The 19,918-nt window shown below is 69.1% G+C and carries 21 protein-coding genes and 1 pseudogene; 5 read left to right on the forward strand and 17 right to left on the reverse strand.

The window, feature by feature from the left end:
- Positions 1-394: 394 nt before the first annotated feature.
- Positions 395-943: a hypothetical protein gene (locus tag ACRYM2_RS19020; protein WP_432523999.1), complete on the reverse strand. Its 549-nt coding sequence runs from the start codon at positions 941-943 to the stop codon at positions 395-397.
- Positions 944-1,696: 753 nt separating this feature from the next.
- On the opposite strand from ACRYM2_RS19020, the gene ACRYM2_RS19025 reads away from it, so the two are divergent.
- The gene (locus ACRYM2_RS19025; RefSeq protein WP_432524000.1) at positions 1,697-2,689 is read left to right on the forward strand and encodes a DUF3644 domain-containing protein; all 993 of its coding nucleotides are present in this window, start codon (positions 1,697-1,699) and stop codon (positions 2,687-2,689) included.
- 234 nt (positions 2,690-2,923) lie between these two features.
- Positions 2,924-3,556 carry a hypothetical protein gene (locus ACRYM2_RS19030; protein ID WP_432524001.1) on the forward strand — a complete coding sequence of 211 codons (633 nt, stop codon included), beginning with the start codon at positions 2,924-2,926 and terminating at the stop codon, positions 3,554-3,556.
- Between the two features lie 239 nt (positions 3,557-3,795).
- Here the strand turns inward: ACRYM2_RS19030 and ACRYM2_RS19035 are convergent, their stop codons facing one another.
- The 12 genes from ACRYM2_RS19035 to ACRYM2_RS19090 all read right to left on the reverse strand — a co-directional run bounded on the left by ACRYM2_RS19035 (position 3,796) and on the right by ACRYM2_RS19090 (position 14,320).
- Entirely contained in the window at positions 3,796-4,800 is a 1,005-nt protein-coding gene (locus ACRYM2_RS19035) for a site-specific integrase (protein ID WP_432524002.1), read from the reverse strand.
- 67 nt (positions 4,801-4,867) lie between these two features.
- Entirely contained in the window at positions 4,868-5,386 is a 519-nt protein-coding gene (locus ACRYM2_RS19040; RefSeq protein WP_432524003.1) for a DUF6225 family protein, read from the reverse strand.
- The gene (locus ACRYM2_RS19045) at positions 5,383-6,573 is read right to left on the reverse strand and encodes an exonuclease domain-containing protein (protein WP_432524004.1); all 1,191 of its coding nucleotides are present in this window, start codon (positions 6,571-6,573) and stop codon (positions 5,383-5,385) included. The genes ACRYM2_RS19040 and ACRYM2_RS19045 overlap by 4 nt, the downstream gene beginning before the upstream one ends.
- Before the next feature lie 13 nt (positions 6,574-6,586).
- Positions 6,587-7,015 carry a hypothetical protein gene (locus ACRYM2_RS19050; RefSeq protein WP_432524005.1) on the reverse strand — a complete coding sequence of 143 codons (429 nt, stop codon included), beginning with the start codon at positions 7,013-7,015 and terminating at the stop codon, positions 6,587-6,589.
- Positions 7,015-7,593, reverse strand: coding sequence for a hypothetical protein (locus tag ACRYM2_RS19055; RefSeq protein WP_432524006.1), 579 nt, complete (start codon positions 7,591-7,593; stop codon positions 7,015-7,017). Before ACRYM2_RS19055 ends, ACRYM2_RS19050 begins: the two co-directional genes overlap by 1 nt.
- Positions 7,594-7,771: 178 nt before the next feature.
- Entirely contained in the window at positions 7,772-8,026 is a 255-nt protein-coding gene (locus ACRYM2_RS19060; RefSeq protein WP_432524007.1) for a hypothetical protein, read from the reverse strand.
- Between the two features lie 75 nt (positions 8,027-8,101).
- A complete protein-coding gene (locus ACRYM2_RS19065) occupies positions 8,102-8,953 on the reverse strand; it encodes a GmrSD restriction endonuclease domain-containing protein (RefSeq protein WP_432524008.1) in 852 nt (283 codons plus the stop codon).
- 686 nt (positions 8,954-9,639) lie between these two features.
- The gene (locus tag ACRYM2_RS19070) at positions 9,640-10,299 is read right to left on the reverse strand and encodes a haloacid dehalogenase-like hydrolase (RefSeq protein WP_432524009.1); all 660 of its coding nucleotides are present in this window, start codon (positions 10,297-10,299) and stop codon (positions 9,640-9,642) included.
- A 134-nt stretch (positions 10,300-10,433) separates the two neighbouring features.
- Positions 10,434-11,360, reverse strand: coding sequence for an ABC transporter substrate-binding protein (locus ACRYM2_RS19075; RefSeq protein WP_432524010.1), 927 nt, complete (start codon positions 11,358-11,360; stop codon positions 10,434-10,436).
- A 51-nt stretch (positions 11,361-11,411) separates the two neighbouring features.
- The gene (locus tag ACRYM2_RS19080; protein WP_432524011.1) at positions 11,412-12,287 is read right to left on the reverse strand and encodes an SDR family oxidoreductase; all 876 of its coding nucleotides are present in this window, start codon (positions 12,285-12,287) and stop codon (positions 11,412-11,414) included.
- Positions 12,284-13,204: an SIR2 family NAD-dependent protein deacylase gene (locus ACRYM2_RS19085; RefSeq protein WP_432524012.1), complete on the reverse strand. Its 921-nt coding sequence runs from the start codon at positions 13,202-13,204 to the stop codon at positions 12,284-12,286. Before ACRYM2_RS19085 ends, ACRYM2_RS19080 begins: the two co-directional genes overlap by 4 nt.
- 111 nt (positions 13,205-13,315) lie before the next feature.
- The gene (locus ACRYM2_RS19090; RefSeq protein WP_432524013.1) at positions 13,316-14,320 is read right to left on the reverse strand and encodes a macro domain-containing protein; all 1,005 of its coding nucleotides are present in this window, start codon (positions 14,318-14,320) and stop codon (positions 13,316-13,318) included.
- Positions 14,321-14,497: 177 nt separating this feature from the next.
- Between ACRYM2_RS19090 and ACRYM2_RS19095 the strand changes: the two genes are divergently transcribed.
- Entirely contained in the window at positions 14,498-14,839 is a 342-nt protein-coding gene (locus ACRYM2_RS19095) for a winged helix-turn-helix transcriptional regulator (protein ID WP_432524019.1), read from the forward strand.
- A gap of 272 nt (positions 14,840-15,111) precedes the next feature.
- Here ACRYM2_RS19095 and ACRYM2_RS19100 read toward each other — a convergent pair whose 3' ends face one another.
- Complete coding sequence (locus tag ACRYM2_RS19100) at positions 15,112-15,729, reverse strand: TetR/AcrR family transcriptional regulator (protein WP_432524014.1); 618 nt, start codon at positions 15,727-15,729, stop codon at positions 15,112-15,114.
- A gap of 112 nt (positions 15,730-15,841) precedes the next feature.
- Here ACRYM2_RS19100 and ACRYM2_RS19105 point away from each other — a divergent pair, with 112 nt between their 5' ends.
- Together ACRYM2_RS19105 and ACRYM2_RS19110 are read left to right on the forward strand one after the other, a co-directional pair.
- Positions 15,842-16,873: a zinc-dependent alcohol dehydrogenase gene (locus ACRYM2_RS19105; RefSeq protein WP_432524015.1), complete on the forward strand. Its 1,032-nt coding sequence runs from the start codon at positions 15,842-15,844 to the stop codon at positions 16,871-16,873.
- A gap of 11 nt (positions 16,874-16,884) precedes the next feature.
- Positions 16,885-17,883 carry a zinc-binding dehydrogenase gene (locus ACRYM2_RS19110; protein WP_432524016.1) on the forward strand — a complete coding sequence of 333 codons (999 nt, stop codon included), beginning with the start codon at positions 16,885-16,887 and terminating at the stop codon, positions 17,881-17,883.
- 183 nt (positions 17,884-18,066) lie between these two features.
- On the opposite strand, the gene ACRYM2_RS19115 is transcribed toward ACRYM2_RS19110, so the two are convergent.
- From ACRYM2_RS19115 to ACRYM2_RS19125, 3 genes and pseudogenes are all read right to left on the reverse strand, one after another.
- Positions 18,067-18,591, reverse strand: a complete 525-nt coding sequence (locus ACRYM2_RS19115; RefSeq protein WP_432524017.1) for a TetR/AcrR family transcriptional regulator — start codon at positions 18,589-18,591, stop codon at positions 18,067-18,069.
- 392 nt (positions 18,592-18,983) lie between these two features.
- Complete coding sequence (locus ACRYM2_RS19120) at positions 18,984-19,421, reverse strand: pyridoxamine 5'-phosphate oxidase family protein (protein WP_432524018.1); 438 nt, start codon at positions 19,419-19,421, stop codon at positions 18,984-18,986.
- Between the two features lie 156 nt (positions 19,422-19,577).
- Positions 19,578-19,918, reverse strand: a pseudogene (locus ACRYM2_RS19125) (gfo/Idh/MocA family oxidoreductase); the annotation flags it as partial.

Here is a 19,918-nt window from a genome sequence, read left to right on the forward strand (position 1 = left end):
AGGCCCCGACGCATTCGCGTCGGGGCCTCTGCCGTTTGCCGGTGGTGCAGTAAGCACCCCTCGCCCACCTGTGGACGGCACGAGCCACCCCGCTTCGCTGCTCGTCCCGCTCACAGGTGGACGACGGGACCCACCGGCCCAGCTGCACCCAGCTGGCACGGCACCTGACCACTTCGTCGCACCGAAGCGTGCGCCAGCCGGGCACAGCTTCACGAGGTGCCGCGCCGGGAACGACCCGCGCACGCAGCCGGCCGCGCCGGCGGGGGAGCGCGAGGGGGCGCAGCGCCCCTCGCCCGAATCGTCGCGCCGGCGCGCAGCGCCGTCCGTGTCCGCGCCGGGCGCTGAGCGTGCGGTGCTCCCAACGCTGACAGCGTCGGGAGCACCGCACGGGGTGTCAGCGGTTCTTCCACTCCGGCAGCACGCCGCGCGAGACGGCGGCGTACACCAGGCGGGCCAGGGAGCACCGGTCGTCGTGCTGCATGGCCTCGCGCGCCCACAGCTCGGCGGCGATGGTGTTGTCCTGGTCCCAGGCGATGAACGCCTGCACGGCCAGGGCGGCTGCGTGCTCGGCGTCGTTGCGGGTCGCCGTGTCGAGCACGCGGCCGACGCCGTCGATGATGCGGTCGCTGACGTCGGGGTCCGGTGCGCCGTTGGCGAGCAGACGGCCCGCGGCTTCGGCGGTCAGGGGGTCGGTGTGGTGGGCGGTGGGGTCGCCCTCGGCCCAGCCGCCACGGTGGGCCAGGACGAGCAGCGCGTCGCGGCTGGTGTGGTGCATCAGCGCCGCCGCCAGCGCGGTGCCGGTGATGGTGTCGTCACCGCGCACCCACGCGATCCACGCCTGCGTGCTCGCGCGCACGGCCTCGGCCTGCTCGCCGATCAGCGCTGCGGCGACGGGCAGCGCGTCCAGGCCGGTGACGTCCGCCAGGGTGCGAGCCTTGTTCACGGTGGGTCCTCTCGTTGCTCGGTGCTGGCACCGGTCGGTGCGAGCAGGTGAGCCGGAGAGCGACGGTGAGTGCGTCGTCGGCTGGCGCCGCCGACCGCTCACCGCCCCCTCCCGGCGATGTGAGATCAGGACCGGAGCGCACGACGGAAGGCACCCGCAGGGCGCGGCGCAGCCGCGAGTCGAGGACGCCCCGCAGGGAAGACGATCTTGGAGCGGGCCGCGCGGTCAGCGGCCGAGGAACGAGGGCGCAGCGGCCCGCCTCAAGATGGTCTGGACCGGCGGGGTCGAGCTCCGCTCGCTCGACTTGCCGTCGCCGTGCGGCCGGTCAGGATCGAGCGCCGGGAGGGGCAGGAGCGAACAGGACGCCGGCGCGTCAGCGCCGTCCTGGCGGCGACGCAGGAGCCGCACACGGTGCTGCGACCGGGTGGCACCGGCCCGGGCGGGCGCAGGTGGCGGGGTCACCCGCAGGGCGCGGCGCAGCCGCGAGCTGGGGCAGGCGCAGCCCGAGCGCAGCGAGCCCGGCTTGATGCCGGCACCGCAGCCCGCCAGGCTGCCGGGCCCGGAGCAGCACCAACCAGCAGCGCCCCTCGCCGCGCCAACAACTGCGACTGCCTTACACAGAACTTCTGCTGCGCTAAGTTCAACTTTTGTGACTCACGGCGACCGACTGCCAGCTTTTCAACAGTCCCCAGACAACTCAGTGAAGTTGGCCAGAAGACCGCTAAGCCTTCGCGCTAGCTGGCTGCCGAGCTGATGGCAGCTCCTTACGTCTCGATCAAACGCCTTGTAGGCAACTCAATGGCGGCGATGCTTTCGGCCGTCGAGGTCTACAATAAGCCGCAAATGACGTATCGAGACGAAGTAACTGTGATGCTCGTCGTCAACGCGTGGGAATTGGCACTAAAGGCAACCCTCCGTCAATCGGGTCGAACCATCTTCTACCCAAAGCAACGAAATGCACCGTATCGCTCTATTACGTTGAATGACGCGCTCGGTCGGGTGGCCTCAGGTGGCCTTTGGCCCTCCCCACTCGACGGCCCCGCCTTGACCGCGAACATCAAAGCGCTGTCCGAGTATCGCGATCGCGCTATTCATCTCTACAATGCTCAAGGCTTGGGTGCTGTAATCTACCCCTTCCTGCAGCAGAATGTGCTCAACTACCGAGACTTCATGCTTGCCCGATTTAAAAGAGACCTTGCCGACTCGATGACGTGGCAACTGCTGCCACTAGGTGCCACAGCGCCGGCTGACGTCGTGCAGTTCATGCGCGTCGACAAGGACGCGACGATGGTGGCCGAGGTGCAACAGTTCATCGACGAACTGCGCCGCTACATGGATGAGGCAGAGGCAGCCGGAAGTGACATGGGCCGGATTGCAACAATCTACGACATCAACATGCAGTCGATGAAGAAGATGACCAGCGCCGACCTTGTCGTAGCCGTGTCTCCGACGGCCGACGGCCAGGTTGTACTCAAGAAGACTGACCCGAACCAGACACATCCTTATAGCGCCGCACAACTCCTTGCGAAGGTAAACGAGCGTCGCAAGGGTCGCAAACTAACAACACATGACTTCAACGTAATCAGCTGGAAGCAGGACCTTCGCGCCAATACGACGTACGCGTGGAGGCACAGCAATAGCCTTACTTACGCTTGGTCAGGAGACGCCGTAAAGCACCTTTCCTCACTCACCGACGCGGACTATGACCTTGCACGAGCCGAGCACAAGCGACGCCCCCGGGCGTAGTTGTAGGCAAGCAGCCCATGTCATCAACAACTAGACGACATCGGCATCGAGCCCTTGTTAGTAGCGGTGGATCGCTACTAACAAGAGCGCACTGATGCGAAAGCCCGTTCCTCAAGCGTCAGCGTCACTACAGTCATGCTGGTGTCGATACGGTCTTGGGTTCAGGGCAAAGTCAGTGCAGTCGACGGATGGTTCACGTCTCGCAGTCGAGATGACTGGCGATTCGGGGGTGAGGTGACCGTCGTCGTCCTAACGCTGGCGGCTCTAGCCACGTCGGTGGTCTCCGCATTGGCTTCCGTTCAAGCGGCACAGGAGGCGCAGAGATCTAATGCCGACGCCAAGACGTCCATCGACCTGGCCAGACAAGGGCTTGAGGCAAGCCTCGAGGAAACGCGGCTGCAAGGTGCTGTGCCTGTGCTCGTCGGAAACACGGATGTTGTTGAGCATGAGGGGCCGCACCTCGGGAGGACCGCTCATTTAGTCACAGGCTCAATGGATGAGGTCGGCATCCGAACAATCTCAGAGATCGCGGTGGTTAATGAGGGCTTAATGGCAACCGACGTCATGGTCGGAATGATCGACCCCAAAATTACCAGGAATGTCTCGCCTGGAGAGTTTCTTCCGCTCAGCTTCGATGAGCGTAATTGCACTTCCCAGGTTACGAACCCGATCAGGGTCGAGCCGCAAGTTACTACAAAGGTGTCCGTTTCTTTCTACTGCGAGAACAGCCTCCCTGACTATGCGCCAATCACTTTGCGATTCGGGAATGGCGATTCCATCAATGCTCTCATCTCGCTATGGAGCGTGAATTGGGATTACAACCCTGAAGACGTAGGCGGGTGGGATGAGGTTGTTTCTGAGGATTAGACGGATGAATTCGATTAGCGGCAGTAGCTGACCCAGCGCTGTTAAGCGCCCCGTTTCCTGTTGGCCATACCTAGCACAATGGAGGCAGCGGAGCCATGTGGCTCCACCCCTTCTGTGTTCGTTGGCTCAGGGTGGCCAGTGAGCCTTCGCCAGCAATGATCATCAACTAGTGGCAAAGCCTCAATGCCCTGACATACACCGCACCTAAGCCCTGGTGGGACACGGGCACCCCCGGTCGCTTAGATTTTCGCGCTCACGTGAGTGGAGCGGGCAGAGAAGTACCGCTCGCCCGCGCCGACCTCCAGTCCGGCGTCTCGGCAGCGGCGGGCGATAATCTGCCGGACGGCGTTGTGGCCGAGCGGTGTGTCCGGGGGCGCCTGCGGGCGGCCTTGGGCGCCGAGGCGGCCGTGGCGGGTGATGGAGCGGAAGACGGGCCCGGCGAGCTCGGTGAGCAGCGCGCCGATCTGCTCACCGGTGCTGGGCTTGGCTGACGTCGCGTCCGGGTGGTCGGGTGCCATGCCAGCCGGATCGGGGTGGGTAGCCAGGGCGGCGCGTAAGCGCAGCAGCCATGCCTCGAGCGCGAGGGTCGGGTCCAGGTGAGGGCGGCCGCCTTGGGGCACGGTGACGTCGCGGACGGCGCCGTCGCCGCCCTGGCCGGGCTGCCGGCTGCTGCGCATGTGGATGGTGAGGCCCGACGGCGCGGCTTCCAGGTCTTCCATGCGCAGGGCGATCAGCTCGGCGGAGCGCAGGCCGGTGGCGAAGGCCAGCAGGATCAGGGCGCGGTCGCGCACCTCGGCGAGGGCCTGCCCGCGGGTGGGGGAGGCGTCCATGGCGGCGAGGACGCGCTCGACCTCGGAGACACCCAACGGTGGTGCGCTGCGTCGCCGGGGCGGCGCAGCGTGGCGCAGCCCGGCCAGGACCTTCTGAACAGCGGGGTCGGTGGTGGGATCGGGGTGCCCGGTGTGCCGGTGCACCCAGCGGATCGAGGAGACCCAGCGGGTGACGGTGGCGGGGGACACCGCCCGCGCCGCTCCGGCCTCCTGCTCGCCCCCGGCGGCCTGTTCGAGGTAGAGGGCCAGGTCTTGCGCCCGCGCAGGCAGCGCCGGCAGCTGGTGCTCGATGGCCCAGCGCGCCCAGCGGGTGAAGTCGGAATGGTAGGCCCGCCAGGTGTTCGCCGACGTGGCCTGCTCCCGCAGCTGCCGGACGCGCTCGCCGATCGCGGCGAGCTGCGCGTCCTGGTCCACGCCTGACGCACAGCGGGCAGAGCTCATGGGCAGACAGGGTCCTCGTCGCTCGTGGCGGGGGCGCGGCTCAGCGCGGCTCGTGCCCCGCACCCTGACCAGCATCGTCGCCGGTATCGCGGCAGGCGACGTCGGCGGGCACCTCGTAGGTGCCGGTGGGGAAGTCGGTGCGCAGCGCCAGGACGGGCTCGATGATCTCCTCGCCATCGGCCAGCTCGGCGGTGGCGTGTCCGGCGGAGAGCACCACGTGGCGGTGCAGGTCGATGCTGCCGGGGTCGAGGGCGACGTCGGCGAACAGCGGCATGTCGTCGGGCAGGCCGACCGTGGCCCGGCGCAGGTCTCCCAAGGTCATCGGGCGGGCGGTGTGCTCGACGAGCGTCGTCGCCGGCCGTGCGGTGGGCGCCGGCGTACCGGAAAGCTCTGCGTGGGTGTCGGGGTGGGTGTCGGGGTGGGTCTCGGGGTGGGTCCTGAGCAGCTGCTCGTCGTGGTCGTGAGCGGTGATGCGCGCGTCGAGCAGCTGCTCGAGGGCGCTGAGGACGTCGTCGCCGTGGGCGCCGGAGGAGCGGTGGGACTCGTGCTCGTGGTTCATCGGTGGCTCTCCTTCGTGGTGGCCGTCGTGGTGGTGGTCGTCGTGCTGCCCGTCGCCTTCGGGCGGCGGGCGGGGACAGGAGCGGGGACGCGGTGAGGGGTGCGGCTTGCGCCGGGGGCGGCGAGCTCGTGCAGCCGCTGCAGAGCGGCGCGGCAATCGCCGATCGCGCGGTGGTTGCCGCGCAGGGCGTGCCAGCGCTGGCTCATCCGGAACGCGGCGTCGGTGCGCATCAGGCACCGCCACGCCGGCGGCAAGCCCGTGACGGGGTCGAGGTGGCCTCGCGCGGCGTCGGTGGACAGCTCGCTGGGCCAGGGCAGTCCAGCGTCGGTGGCGGCCTGGGTGAGCACCTGCGCGTCGTAGGTGGCGTTCCAGGCCAGCACCTGCCGCCGAGCCAGGAAGGTGAGCAGCTGCGGCCACACCTCGGCCAGGTCGGGGGCGCCGGCCACGTCGGCGTCGCTGATGCCGTGCACGGCCTGTGCGGCTGGGGCGATGGGGCGGTGGGGGTTGACCAGGGTGTTCAGCAGCACCTGCCCGGTCGCGGCGTCCAGCACGGCCAACTCGATGACCGCACCGTGCAGCTCGTGCGTCTCGGTGTCCAGAATCACCGCACCGCACCGGGGCGTCGTCGTGCCGTCTGCACCGCTGGCGTCGACAGGCTGGATGAGGCTGCGGGCCCAGTGGTGCGCCTGCGCACGAGCGGCCAGCTGCTGGTGCGCTTCCCGCAGCCGCCAGGCGATCGCGCGGACGATGGCGGGCAGGGCCTCGTCGTCGACGACGCGGCTGTAGTAGCTCTCGTTGCACGCGCAGTCCGGTGCACCGCGGCGCAGGACCTCGTGGGTGGCCTCGACGGCCGGGTGGTCCACCGTCAGCCTCGGCAGCTCCCCGGGCGCGCACAGGGCGGCCCGGTGGTGCACGTCCAGGTGCTCGACCTGCCGCAGCGCCCGGCGCAGCTGCAGCAGGCCCTGGTGCTGCTGCGCGCCCGCGCGGTCGCCCTCGACCAACGCTCGGGCCAGCAGCTCACGGTGTAGCTCCTCAGCCTCGTCCTCTTCGACGCCCCAAGCCCGCTCGTCCTGGGCGGCGCTCAGCAGGACACGTCCGGTGCGCCAGTGCCGGCGCAGGACGTGGGCACCGGTGGCAGTGCCGCTCGCGAGGTCGCCGTGGGTGGTGGCGCGCGTCAGGATCGTCACGGGTTTCTCCGGTTCAGGACATCTGCGAGAGCAGGACGGCCAGGATCGCGTGGGCTGCAGCGCTCCACACCAGGAACGAGCTCACCGTCCACTGGCGGACGGTGCGCAGCACACCGAGGTTCAGCACAGCACCGAAGCTGAGCAGCACCAGGCAGGTGAGCAAGAGGATCTCCACCTGTCGCGGGTTCTGCGTGGTGAGCATGGCCGTCAGGAAGGCGAACGCCGGGCCGCCGACGATGAACAGCAGCCACTGCAGGACCCGGTAGACCGGTCCGCTGGGCGAGGCTTGCCCGTGCGGCGACTCGTCCTGCTTCCCGGGGGAGGTGTCGCGGCCGCCCAGGATGCGGGTGCGGACCTCATCGGCGATCTGGGGGTCGCGGACGTTGAGGTACTGCACGATTTCGTGGACCAGGGAATTCATGGCGCTCTTCTCGGTGCTCATCACAGGTGCAGGGCGGGGGGTGCGTACTTGGCGTCCGCGTAGCGGCGCAGGACGTCGATGGAGCGCAGGTCCGCGGCGAAAGTCCGCTCCTGCAGCTCCTCGGCGCCGGCGATGAGGGACCTCAGCCCTTCCACCGCCAGCTCGGTGCCGGTGTGGCCGCTGCTGGTGACCTGCTCGCGGATCGCCGGGGGCAGCTGCGACCAGGTGCGCAGCAGCTCCTCGGCCTGGCCGGTGAGGGCGTCTACCTCCGCGAGCAGCGTGTGCCCCTCCGGGTGCGCGTGGGCGTGCATGGGATCGGCGAGCCGTTCGCGCACCAGGGCGACCTGGCCCTCCAGATGGGTAGCCAGCCGGCGCAGCTCGCTGTTCAGCGGAACCGCGGTCAGGCGCCACGGAACCTGCGGGCAGGTGGCTCGTTCGCGGCGCCGGCGCGCGGTCAGGGTGCCGCGTCCACGGCGACCCCTCCTGGCGGTACGGGTTCTGAGGATGCGCTCGAGCAGGGCCTCCAGGTCGCGCTGAAGGGCGCCACGACTGTCGTCACGCAGGTCCGAGTAGACGCGGTCGGCGGCGTCAAGCACCACCAGCGCAAGGATGAGCAGGCCGACGCCAAGGACTGACCACGAGGGAACGGGGCCGAACGGGTCCTCAGGGTTCATCGGAGCTCCTCCAATGGGTGCGGTGCAACGTACCGATCGAGTAGGACAACCCCATCCTAACAGGTGATAACGCTCGGTGACTCGTTGCCAGGCGGAGTTTCTTCTACTGATCGACCACGCCGGCCACGACGCCAACGGCGACGCCCGCCTTGACTTCAGTGGCGACGTCAGCGAGGACGTCAGTAGTGACGTCACCGAACGGCACGCTCAGCCCCGCCGTCGACGCCCATTTGGTATCAGGGTGAAACGCCTGGGATGAGATGACGTTGCGGCACAGCAGACTCTCCGCGACCGCGGCGCGGAACTCAGCGGCGGCGGTGGTGGAGCGCTGAGACGTGGTCAGCGACTGGCGGCCCAACCGTCGGACGCCTGTCGACGCAAGCTCCAGCGCCGGACGCGACCACGCGGCACCGGCCCGAACAGGCCGGCGAGGTCACTCGCAGCCGATGCCGTCGCCGTCGCGGTCGAGCTTGCGGCTGTAGCCGGGCTGACCGGTGTGGATCGGTGCGGCGCCGGCAGCGCGCACCGCGTCGCAGTTGGCGTAGACGACGGCGCCGCCTTGCGGCGCCGCGGTCGGCGCCGGTGCGGCGGGCGGTCCGCTCGCGGCCGGTGGTGCTGCTGGCGCCGCCGTGGGCGCAGGCTTCGAGGTGGCTGGGGCGGGCGCAGGAGCGGGTACCGCTCCTGCCTTGCTGCCAGTACCCACCCCGTTGACCGTCGCGTTGGAAGCCGCATCGGTGGGCACCGGCTGATCCGGGCAGGAGGCCAGCACCCGGGCCATGGCGTCGCGTTCGGCGGCGGTAACCCACAGCCCCCAGGTGGCCTTGAGCGCTACCTGCCGGGCGACGTAGGCGCAGCGGTAGGAGCGGTTGGGCGGCAGCCAGGTGGCCGCGTCCCCGTCGCCCATCTGCCCGTTGAGGGGCCCGTCGACGGCCAGCAGCTCCAGGCCGTCGTTGGCGAAGGCGACCCGCTTGGCCGCCTCCCACTGCTGGGCGCCCTTTTGCCAAGCGTCGGAGAGGGCCACGACGTGGTCGATCTGCACCGCCGAGGAGGTGTCCTCACCCCGGGTGAAGGCGATGCTCTTGCCGCTGTAGGGGTCGGCCAGGGTGCCGGTGACCACGGCGCACTCGCGGGTACCGGCCTTGAAGCTCTCACCGGTCAGGTCCCTGGCCAAGACGTCGTTGCGACTGTCACAGCCGTTGCCGTCCGTGTCGACCCAGCCGTCGCCGAACTGCTCACGGCTGTAGCCGCTCTTGGGTGCCCGGCCCTTGACCTCCAGAGTGGCCAAGACCGCCAGGGCGGTCGGCGCCTGCGCGCCGCCGGCCGGTGCCCCGGCAGGTGCGCCGGCTGCGGGTGCGGCGCTCGCGGGCGGCTCAGACGGGACGGAGGTGGCAGCGGGGGCGGGTGCATCCGACGGAGGGCTGGCCGGTGAGCTCGTGCCGCTCGCTCCTGCGGGCGAGGAGCTGGCCGCGGTCGTGGAGGTGCCGGACGTGCACCCGGCGAGCAGGACCGCCGCCACGGCGCCGGCTGCAGCCGCAGCGCTCACGCGGCGGCGCGGGGAGGGCCACGTCGTCACCCCTCCACTCTTACAGGCTGACGCCGACAGCAGCGGCGGCACGGCCGCGGCCGCCGCGCCGGACCACGCCTGCCTCCACCCGTGCTCCCAGGAAGCACCAGCTGGGAGCGAAGGGGGTGCGACCGGCGGTCGGACGTAGGAGGTGGGTGAGGGCTGCGGGGGGAATGCCGGTGCGGTGCCGGTGCTTGTAGGGGGTGATCGACCTGCTGCATGTCCCCGGGCCTCACCTTCCGCCACTTCGAGTGGCCACTCGCCGAGAGGCGACTGCCGGGTCGATCAGCACGTTCGTGCAGCACGGCGGCCGCTGGGTCCTTGGACCCGGCGGCCGCCGTGCGTTCCGACGCGCTGGGGGCCGGGCGCGTCGCGGGCCGCACGCGCCGGGGTGGGGCGTGCGGCGCTCAGCGCAGCACCTCCACGTCCTCGCCGAGCGCTTCCATCAGCGCGGGCAGCTCGCGGGCGCGGGGGCGCACCAGGTGCGCGGTGCGGGCGGCCCGCAGCAGCGGCAGGTCGGCCAGGCTGTCGGAGTAGGCGTGCTCCACGGGCAGCTCGACGCCGGCTGCGCGCAGGGCGCGCACCTTGGCCTGGCCGCGGGCGGGCACGGCCTGCGGAAGGCGCCAGCGGTGGGCGGTAAAGGCGCTGGCCACGACCTGGAGGTCCTGGAGCCCCAGGGCGTCGCAGAGCGCGCGGGCCAGGGGCTGCGCGCAGCCGGTGGCGATGATGACGCGGTCCCCGGCACTCAGGTGCTTGTGCAGGCGAGCCAGCGCGAGGTCGATGCGCCGGCCGCCGCCGGGGCCGGCGTGCTCGGCGGCGAAGGCGCGCAGCAGCTCGTGGAAGCGGGCGGGGTGCAGGCCGACGGTGGCCGCCCAGACGACGAGGCGCTCGGCGTGGATCCGGCGGGTGCGCCGGGCGCCGAGGGTTAGCCACGCCGGGGCGCTCAGCGCCACCAGGGCCAGGCGTGCGGGGGAGCGGCGCAGCGGGTGGGTCAGGAGGCGGGCGAAGGAGTCGGTGGTGAGCAGGGTGTCGTCGAGGTCGAAGACGACGCACTGCTGCTGACGCACTGCGGCTGAGGCACCCCGCGGCCCTAGGAGGAGCCAGCCGACCGCTCACTCTTCGGCTCAACCGCGAAGTCGAAGCTGACCGCCCCTGGCTGGCCATGCCCGTGCGGACGGGCACGCCTTGTGACAGGACCGAGTCACACCAGCTGTTCATCGCGCAGGTAATCCGCCGCGATGTCCGCGATGCTGTCGTGATCGATGGTCAGACGACCCAGAGCGGCGGTCAGGTCTTCGGTGGTCAACACCGCCGCCAGCTTATTCAGTGCCGCCGACACGGTGTCATCGTTCTTGGCGGTGCGCACCAGAGGCAGGACGTTCTGCACGCCGAACAGGTTCTCGGGGTCGGTGAGCCGCACGAAGCCGTTGAGCTGGATGGCTGGGTCGGTGGACAGCAAACTCGCGACGTGGACGCGGTCCTGCTTGAGGGCCTGGATGGTGATGGGCCCGCCGGCGTCCAAAGCGGTGAACGAGGAGAAGGTCAGCCCGTAGACCTCTCGCAGGCCCACAAGGCCCTGGCGACGTTCCTGGAACTCCGGCCCGGCCCCGATCACAAAGTCAGCAGCGTGGGGAGCCAGGTCCGCGATGGTGCTCAGCTGGTACTTGCGGGCGGTCTCGGCGGTGACGACAACTTCGTTCTTGTCCTGCGCCTGCGCCGGCTGCAGCAGCGTCAATCCCGCGGGCAAGCGGTCCTGCAACGCGGCCTGGACGTCTTGGGTGGTGAGGGCGTCGACCTCTTGGTCACCGGCGAGGTAGGTCAGCAGCGCCCCGTTGTACTCCGGGATCAAGTCGATGGAGCCGTCCTGCAGAGCTTTCACGTAGATCTCCCGGGAGCCGATGCTGAAGCGCCGCTGAACGCTGAGTCCTTTCGACTCCAGGATCTGGGCGTACATCTCGGCCAGAACTTCGCTCTCGGGGAAGTTGGCCGAACCCACCACGATGGTGGCGCTGTCGCCAGCGGCATCGGTCACGCTGTCTGTGCTGAGCAGGTCGCCACCACCACAGGCAGCCATAGCGGTGGTGGCCGGGATCAGCAGGGCTCCCAGGAGCAGGTTGCGTCGGTTCACGCGGTGATTCACGAGAGGGCTCTCCGGTTGAGTCGTTGCAGGTGAGAGGAGTCAGTGCTGAGCAGCCCGGCGAAGGACTTCGGCCAGGGTCAGGGGCGCGTGGCCGGTGAGGTGCTCGATGTCGCCGGTGGTCTGGGCCACCTCGCCGGCGGCGATGGCGGTGTAGGTGGAGACCCAGGCGTCCTGCAGCCACTGCGGCGCGCCGGTGCCCGCTCGGGAGGCGTAAGCCTCCTGCACGCTCTCGTCGTGGTAGCTGACAGCGCGGCCGGTGACCTCGGTGATGATGGCCGCGACCTCGGCCAGGCTGAGGGCCTCAGGGCCGGTCAGGTCATAGGTCCGCCCGGCGTGGGCGGCAGGCTCACGCAAGATGACGGCCGCGGCGTCGGCGATGTCGTCCTGGGCGACGGCCGCCACGCGCCCGGTGCCGGCAGGGCCGCGCAGCACACCGTCCTCTCCGACCAGCTCGGGCAGGAAGTCGGCGTAGAAGTTGTCGCGCAGGAACGTCCACTGCACCCCGTGGGCGGCCTCGGCGGCCCGCAGGTACTGCTCGGTGTGGAAGTGGTCACGAGCGTGGGCGAACGTGGCCTGCGGCGCCGCACCGAAGAACGAGACGTAGACCAGGTGCTTCACCCCGGCGGCGACGGCTGCGTCGATGAAGTCGCGGTGCTCTTGCAGACGGGTCGGGGATTCAGCGGCCGAGACCATGAACAGCGTCTGGACTCCGGCCAGGGCTGCTTCTACCGCCGGTGTGTGGGCGTAGAAGGATTGCACCGGCACCGCCTGCGGTAGCTGCGGCGCCCGGGCGGGCTCGCGTACCAGCAGCCGCTGGGCGACCCCGGCTTCGGCCAGACGGCGGGCGACTCGTCCGCCGAGCTTGCCGGTGGCGCCGGTGAGGGCCAGGCCGGGGGCGTTGCGGTGATCGGTCATCGTTCCTCCTGATGCGGGACAAGAAGGGGAGCGGGAAGGGTGGAGCCGCCGGCGGGCGCGCCGAGGGCGTCCAGGGCGTGGCCGGCGTCCACGGGTAGGCCGAGGGCTCGGTCGGCCAGTTGCTCGGGAACGCCGGCGTCCTTGGGGTTGATGCGGATCAGCCGGGCCCGTGGGAGGGCCGCGGTGATGCGTTCACCGGGCCAGCGGATCACCGACGGGGTGTTGAAACCGGCGCCGATCTCCAGGACGACCACCCGCGCGTCGGGGTCGGTGTTCAGCCAGGTCTGCAGCTGCTGACCGGTGGGCAGGAAGTGATCGACGATGAAGGAGGCGTCGATGCGGACGTTGAGGAAGACCGGACCGCCGCAGGCGGGGCACCGGGGCAAGCCGCCGGCGGCGTGGAGTTGGTCCGAGGTGGCGGTGATGGCTCCGGTGGCGGGGTCGATCAGCGGCAGCAGCCGGTCGATCAGATCGCGGGTCGACCACACCTGACGGGTGCAGGGCCCCGTGCACTGGTAGTAGGCGTAGTCGCCTTGGGGACTGAAGACGCGGTCGGGCGCGAAGCCGTTGCGGGCGAAGAGCGCATCGACGTTGGAGGTGTAGACGAAGTGATCCGCCTGCCCGATCAGGGACCGCAACCGGGTGTAGGTGGGGTTCGGGCCGGGGCTGAAGCGGACGTATTGGGCGTGGGTGAGCCAGTAGCCCCACAGCTCCTGCGGCGGCAGGGGGCGGCCGATCATCTGGTACTGCGCCTGGTAGCCGCGAGCGGCGAAGCCGGGAAAGACCCGCGCGAAGGTTTGGGTGTCGGTGTAGTCGAACCCGGCCGCGGCCGACAGCCCGGCGCCGGCGGTGAGCAGGATCTTGTCCGCCTGAGCCAGCCAGGTGGCGGCCTGCTCCAGCGCGGCGTCGAGGCCCACGTGGTGATCACGGTCCACGTAGTGGTTGTGGTGGTTCTGGTGGTTGTGATCCCTCTGCCGCTTGGGGCGGTGTTCTCGAGGATTGGGGGAAGGATGGCGGGTCATCGGGAGTCAGCTCCAGGAGGTCACGGCGTCGAGGTACAAGTTCTCGTCGCTGGGACTGAAGACGTCGAACACGACCAGGTCGAAGACGCCGGGTCGGGCCTGCAGCCACTCGGCGACGGTGGTCAGCGCGGTGTGGGCGGCCGGGGCCTTGGGGTAGCCGAAGACGCCGGTGGAGATGGAGCAGAAGGCCACGGTCCGGGCGCCCACCTCGGCGGCCACGTCCAGGCAGGAGCGGTAGGCCGCGGTCAGCGCCCTCTCGTGGCGCTGCTGCAGCGGGCCATCCACGATGGGGCCGACGGTGTGCAGCACGTACCGGGCCGGTAGGTGGTGGCCGCGGGTGACCTTGGCGGTGCCGGTGGGTTCCGGGTACCCCTGGGCGGCCATGATCGTGGCGCAGTCAGCCCGCAGCCCCGGCCCGGCTGCTGCGTGGATGGCGTTGTCGATGCAGGCATGGCCGGGGTGAAAGCAGCCCAGGAGGGCGGAGTTGGCCGCGTTGACGATGGCGTCGGCGGCCAAGGTGGTGATGTCTCCTCGCCACAGCGCTGTGCGGTCGGCGACCGGGTAGGCGGTGCCGGGGGCGACCTCGGCCAGTGTCTGCAGCCGACGTGGGTCCACAGGTGCGCGGCGCTGGGCCTGGCGGTGCAGCCAGGTGGCGAGCAGGCCGTCCACGGCGGCCGGCAGCGGCTCAGCGGGTCGGACGGTCAGCACCACCCGCAGCACCTCAGCCGCCTGGTCAGCCGGCACCTCGGCGAGGTCCTCGATCGACAACTTCGATCGCGTCGCGGCGTCCTGGTCCGCCAGCAAGCCGAGGATGACGGTGGCCAGCTCCTCCTGCGAGAGGTGCTCGGAGCTGCCCAGCGCGGTGATCTCGGGCGCGGTCATCAGGGATGAGGTGGAGGTCTCCTGCGGCGACCCGCTCTCCAGCGGAGCGCCTAGGTCGATGAGGTGCCGGTAGTCAGCGACCTTCAGGCCCATCTGAGGGTCGGGGGCGCTGCCGGGCGGTGCGAGCATGGGGTGTCACCTTCCTTCCTGGCCGCTAGCTGGTGGGCGTACCCGGTCGCGACCTTCTGTTGCGCTTAAACACTCCATCGGAGAGTGTGTTCCCCACAGTAAGTGAGCACTTCAAGGTCTGATAGGCACCAAGAGGAGAGTGATCAGGTGGCGCCCCAGCCGATCTTCAACCCCTACATGCGCGACTGCCCGAGCCGTCAGGCGCTGGACCGCATCGGGGACCGCTGGACGATCCTGATCGTGGGCTCCCTGGGCGAGGGCGTGAAGCGCCACAAGGACCTGCTGCAGGAGGTCGACGGCATCAGCCAGAAGATGCTGGCTCAGACTCTGCGCGGACTGGAACGAGACGGCCTGGTCAAGCGCACGGTGCGTCCGGTCGTCCCGCCCCACGTGGAGTACGAACTCACCGATCTCGGCCGGACCTTGAGTGCGCCGATCGCAGCCTTGGAGCGCTGGGCGGTCGAGCACATGGCTCAGGTGCAGCAAGCACAACAGCAGTACGACGCCGCGCAGGAGTGACCGCCGCCAGGCGACTCGGCCGGTCGTCGACTCATGCCCGGCTGCCTCACGCTCGATCCGCGCGTCGTCCGCGAGCGATCGCGCGAGGGCTCGGCCGCTGAGGCTCCCAACCTGGGCGGCATGTGAGTGGCGGCGTCACGCCTACCTGGGGGGTGCGGCCGCGACTGTGTTGCTGGTGGCCGCGGCTTGAACGGGTCCGCCACCTTCTCGGCAGGCTCGGCCTGCTCGCTCGGCTTCTATCAGTGGCAGGAGGGTGCTTACACCTTGAGGCATCACCGCAGGAGCTGGCGAGCCTGCGCACGAGCCCGCTGGTAGAGCTGACGCAGGTCCATCTCGTGGCCAGTGGCGCCGACCCACTCATCGAGCGCTGCGTGCAACGTCCCCGTCGATATCTCGATGACCAGGCGTCCGATCAGACCGCCGTCAGGACCACCGGTCTGGGCGAGGTGGATGCGCAGGTCGTCCATCAACTCCCGGTGCAAAGAGTGCGCCGCCTGCCGCAGCCGCTCGCTCTGGCCGATCACCTGCTGCACCTGCAGCGCGGTCTGATCAGCGACCATGCGCTCGAGCATGGCGGCGTAGATGTCTTCCACTGCGCCCAGGACGGCCGGCGCGTCCATCGCCGCCAGGTCGAGCCTGGCGAGCTCTTGACCGAGCTGACGGGCATTGCCCAGGAGGATCTCTTCCTTGGAGGAGAAGTGCCGGAACAGGGTGCGCTTGGACACTCCGGCCGCCTGGGCGATCTCATCGACGGTCACCGGCTCGTAGCCCCGCTCGCGAAAGAGCGCGGTGGCGACACGGACGACATGAGCCCGCAGCTCCACTCTGCGCCGGACACGCAGGTCGGTCGACTCCTCACTCTCGTCCCACGTCCCACCTCGCGCGCTCACGGCACCAGTCTAACCACGAGGCGCATATTGGCATCCAGACGCTAGTTGACACCGAGTGACACCGAGGGGTTCACTGCTGAAGTCAACAACTCACGCGAGTGGAGGAGAGAGCATGCGTGCGGGCATCATCAGCGGCCGGAGGCAGCTGGAGTTCAAGACCTTCTCCCGCCCGAGCATCGCGGCCCCGGGTACGGCGGTCATCGACATCGCTCTGTGCGGGATCTGCGGATCCGATGTCAGCGCTTACCGAGACGGGGAAGGCTATCCGCCCTTCCTGTCTGGCCATGAGTGGGTGGGCACGGTCGTCGACGTCGGCTCCGACGTGCACGGATTGCACAGAGGGGACCGTGTCATCGCCGCGACTCCTCCTGCCTGCGGACGCTGCCCCATGTGCTTGGCCGGCCACGCCGAGCGTTGCGCTGAGCTAACAGCCCTGTCGTTTGGCACTCACCCGCTCACGCCCGAGCACGGCGCCTACGCAGAGCGGATCACGATGCCTGTCGAGGCCCTGGTACAGGTGCCGGACGGCGTCAGCGACGAGCAGGCCGTCATGGTCGAGCCGGCGACGGTCGCCCTCCACGCCGTGCGCCTGCAGCCCATCCGCCTGGGAGACGCAGCCGTCGTCATCGGCGCTGGACCGGTGGGCCTGTTCGCTGCGCAGATGCTGCGGCTGGCTGGTGCCAGAGCCGTTACCGTCGTGGAACCGCGCGCGAGGCGCCGGGCCCTGGCCCTGGAGCTGGGCGCGAACACGGCAGTGGCTCCAGACGACGCAGGCGATGCCGTCCTGGCAGCCACGTCGGGGATCGGTGCCGATGTGGTTCTTGACTGCGTGGGCACCGAATCCGCCTTGCGCTCCGCCGTAGAGCTCAGCAGGCCCGGCGGCACCGTGGTGATGGTGGGCGTGGCCACCGGGGCGGTGTCGATCTCCCCGCTCAGCTGGTTGTCCAAGGAGATCACCTTGCGAGCCTCGCTGGCCCACCTGAACCACGAGTTCGCCATGACGATGAGCTTCATGGAGTCCGGTCAACTGCGTTCTGAGCCCATGCGTGAACGCACCATCGGGCTCGACGGCCTCGAGGAGGCCTTGTCGTCCTTGGCCTCCGGGGGCGACGAGATCAAGGTCGTCGTCGATCCCCGACTGTGAAAGTAACCAACGTGGAAGGACAGTTGAACATGCGTGCGCTCCTGCTCGATCAGCCCGGTGACGTTCAGACGATGCGTGTGGGTGAGATCCCGATCGCCGATCCTGGCCCTGGAGAGGTGCGGATCGCCGTCCACGCCAGCGGCTTGAACCCCTCGGACTTCCAGCGTGCGGGATACGAGGTGCCCGGCGTGCAGTGGCCGGCGGTGATGGGCATCGACGTGGCCGGCGCGGTCGACGCGCTGGGCCCGGGCATCACCCAGTTCCGTGTCGGGGACCGGGTGGCCTGTCACTCGGACATGCGCCGGCGTGGAGGCTTCGCCGAGTACGCGGTCGTTGACGCCGCAGCGTTGGCGATCGTCCCTGAGGGGGTGCCCTTCGAAGCTGCCGCCGCTGTCGCATCGGCCGGACTCACCGCCTACCAGGCCATCGACCGCCGCCTGCGGGTCGGCCCTGAGGACACCGTCCTGATCACGGGCGCTGCCGGCGGTGTCGGCGGCTACGCCACCCAGGTGGCCAAGCTGCGCGGAGCCCGTGTCATCGCCACCGACGCCGGCCTCAACGAGGATTTCGTCCTCTCACTAGGGGCGGACGTCTTCATCGACTACCAGACTCAGAACATCGACCAGGCGGTCAAGCGCGCCACCGGCAACCGTGGAGTCGACGCGGTTCTGGACACTGTCGGTACTGGCTCTGCCACCGCCAATCTCGCCCTCCTCGCCTTCTCTGGTCGCATCGCGACCACCGCCGGTGGGCCTGACCTGACGAAGCTGGCCGCTTTCAACATCGGCGTGTCCTGGCACGAGATCGCCCTGGGTGCCGCTCACCTGAACGGAGACCTGCGCGCTCGACGGGAGCTGGCGAAGATGCTCAGGGAGCTCTTGGAACTGATCGAGGCAGACCGCCTGGATCCGATGCTCTCCTCAACCATCTCCTTGGAGGAGGTCCCCGCGACACTGGCCGCGATGTCTCGCTTCGAGGTCCGCGGCAAGGCCGTGGCCATCCTCCACTGAGCTGAGCTGCAGGACCCATGCGCTTGGCGGCGGCCCCTTTGAGCGCCGAGTGCCACGTTCCAGCGGATCGGCGACAGTCCTGGCCGTCCTCGCCGAGTGTTGGCTCGACCATGCTGAACTCCTGCACGCCAGCCTTGCGAGCTTTCGCGCGTGGCATGACGGCGAGCCTTTGAAGTTGCGGCCTTACTCTTTGGGAAACGCTGCGGCAATCGCTAACACCGCTGTGGCGGCCTCATCCCGATCGAGGGTGCGACCTTCAAAGGTGCGGTGCATCGGAAGGGCTTCCACCAGAGCGTCAATGGCCCTGCAGGCGGTCGGGGAGAAGTGTCGGGCCAGGCTTTCCCGGCTGCGCACCATCCAATCGAGTGCGAGCTTTGCGACCGTGGTGTTGTGGTTGGCGTAAGCGTACAGCTCGAAGATGAGAACGATGGATTGGCGTCCCGCGTAGTTGCCGCAGATCAAGTCGGCTACGGCGAATGCAGCTTCACGGCTGTCTCGCGCGTTGCGCATGTCCTCCTCGTACTGAGAAGACATGCCTTCACTGAGTCTGGTGAAAGCGCACGCATAGATGTCGTCGATTCCGGTGAAGTAGTACGTCAGCGACCCCGGTGACACTCCTGCCGCTTTGGCGATGCGGGCATGGCTGGCCTTGTGCAGGCCGTGCTCGGCGATGACGGTGAGTGCGGCGTCCAGGATGCGCGTGGGCACGTCGGGGTCGTTCGTGGCAGCTCTGGCTCGGCGCATGATCACATCCTCCCGCTCGATGCGGGGCACTCTATCCCGCGTCGAAGGAATAGTCGTGTGATTGCACACTCTGCGGTGCGCTCGTCGCGAGCGAGGAGGGGCACCCGTTCACGGTCGTGCACCCGGGATCTACTCAACCCTCGGCCCATGAGCGGTTCGCTCATGTCGCCGCGGGCGACGGCCCGCAGCCCGGTTTGAATACCTGCGCTCGGTGCGGTGTCCTTGGCCCAGGCGACACGCAGGTCCGCATGCTGGGGCGTCGGTCAGCAGCGCCGGGCCCGGTTCTGCGCCCGTCCCTCCCCCCTCGCACCCCTCGAACAGGAGTGAGCCCGGACGTTCTGCGGGCTTGTCTTGCCTCAGGTGCGCTCTCCTTCGTCCACGGAGAAATCGTGTGCCCACCAGGCGGTCGGGTGAATAATGAAGGCAACCAAGCCCTCACGCTCGAAGTAAGGCTTACCGGTGTACTCGTGCGAGATCCGGTCGACGAGCACCATGGCGTCGGCTCCCGTCAACCGTTCGATGACCTCGCCCCGGACGGTGGCCATGTTCAACGACTGCCCAGGAGCTGTGATCGACAGTGCCAGGCGGCGGTCGCGCACGAGATTGCGATCCTTCGCCGCCCCCGCCGCGGTGAAGAAGACGAGGCGTCGGGCACCGTCGGCGCTGTCGCCTGGATCACCGTGCAAGCTGATCCAGACGGGCACCGACCGAGGACCTCCGTCCTTGCCCAGGGTGGCCAGGTGGGCTACCGCCTCAGTCCTGAAGAAGTGCTCAATGTCGGACCAGTTGATCATTTCCGCTGTCGTCCCTTGTGTGATTGATCTTCGAGCCAACGGATGAACGCCTTCTCATCACCTCGCTCCTGGTCGAACACCGGAAGTTGCCGGATCATCGGTGCGTACCGAGCCAGGCTGCGGCGCGCGGCAGCAGGAGTTGTGCCGAGGTGGTGCTCAGACGGTCAGGTCGACCGGGGAGCCGATCGCCTCGGGACGCTCGCACGTGGTCGTCAGCTCCACCGAGGTGCGCGAGTCCGCGGCGCGCTGCACCGACTCCATGATGTCCAGCACGTGCAGGGCGACCTCGTCGTTGGCCCGGTGCTGGCGCCCCGCCTCCACGGCGACGGCCAGGTCGGCCAGGCCGTAGCCGCGCCCGGAGTCCACGTAGCCGGCGGTGACGCCGACGTCCTTCCAGTTGCCCTCGTGGTCGGCGTCCGGACCGGGCGCCGGCGCGCTGGCCGCCGAGTACAGCTCCACCGCACCCTCGAACATGTTCGGGTCCGGCACCGAGAGCG

This window comes from Kineococcus aridisoli, from assembly GCF_050871885.1.
GTDB lineage: Bacteria > Actinomycetota > Actinomycetes > Actinomycetales > Kineococcaceae > Kineococcus.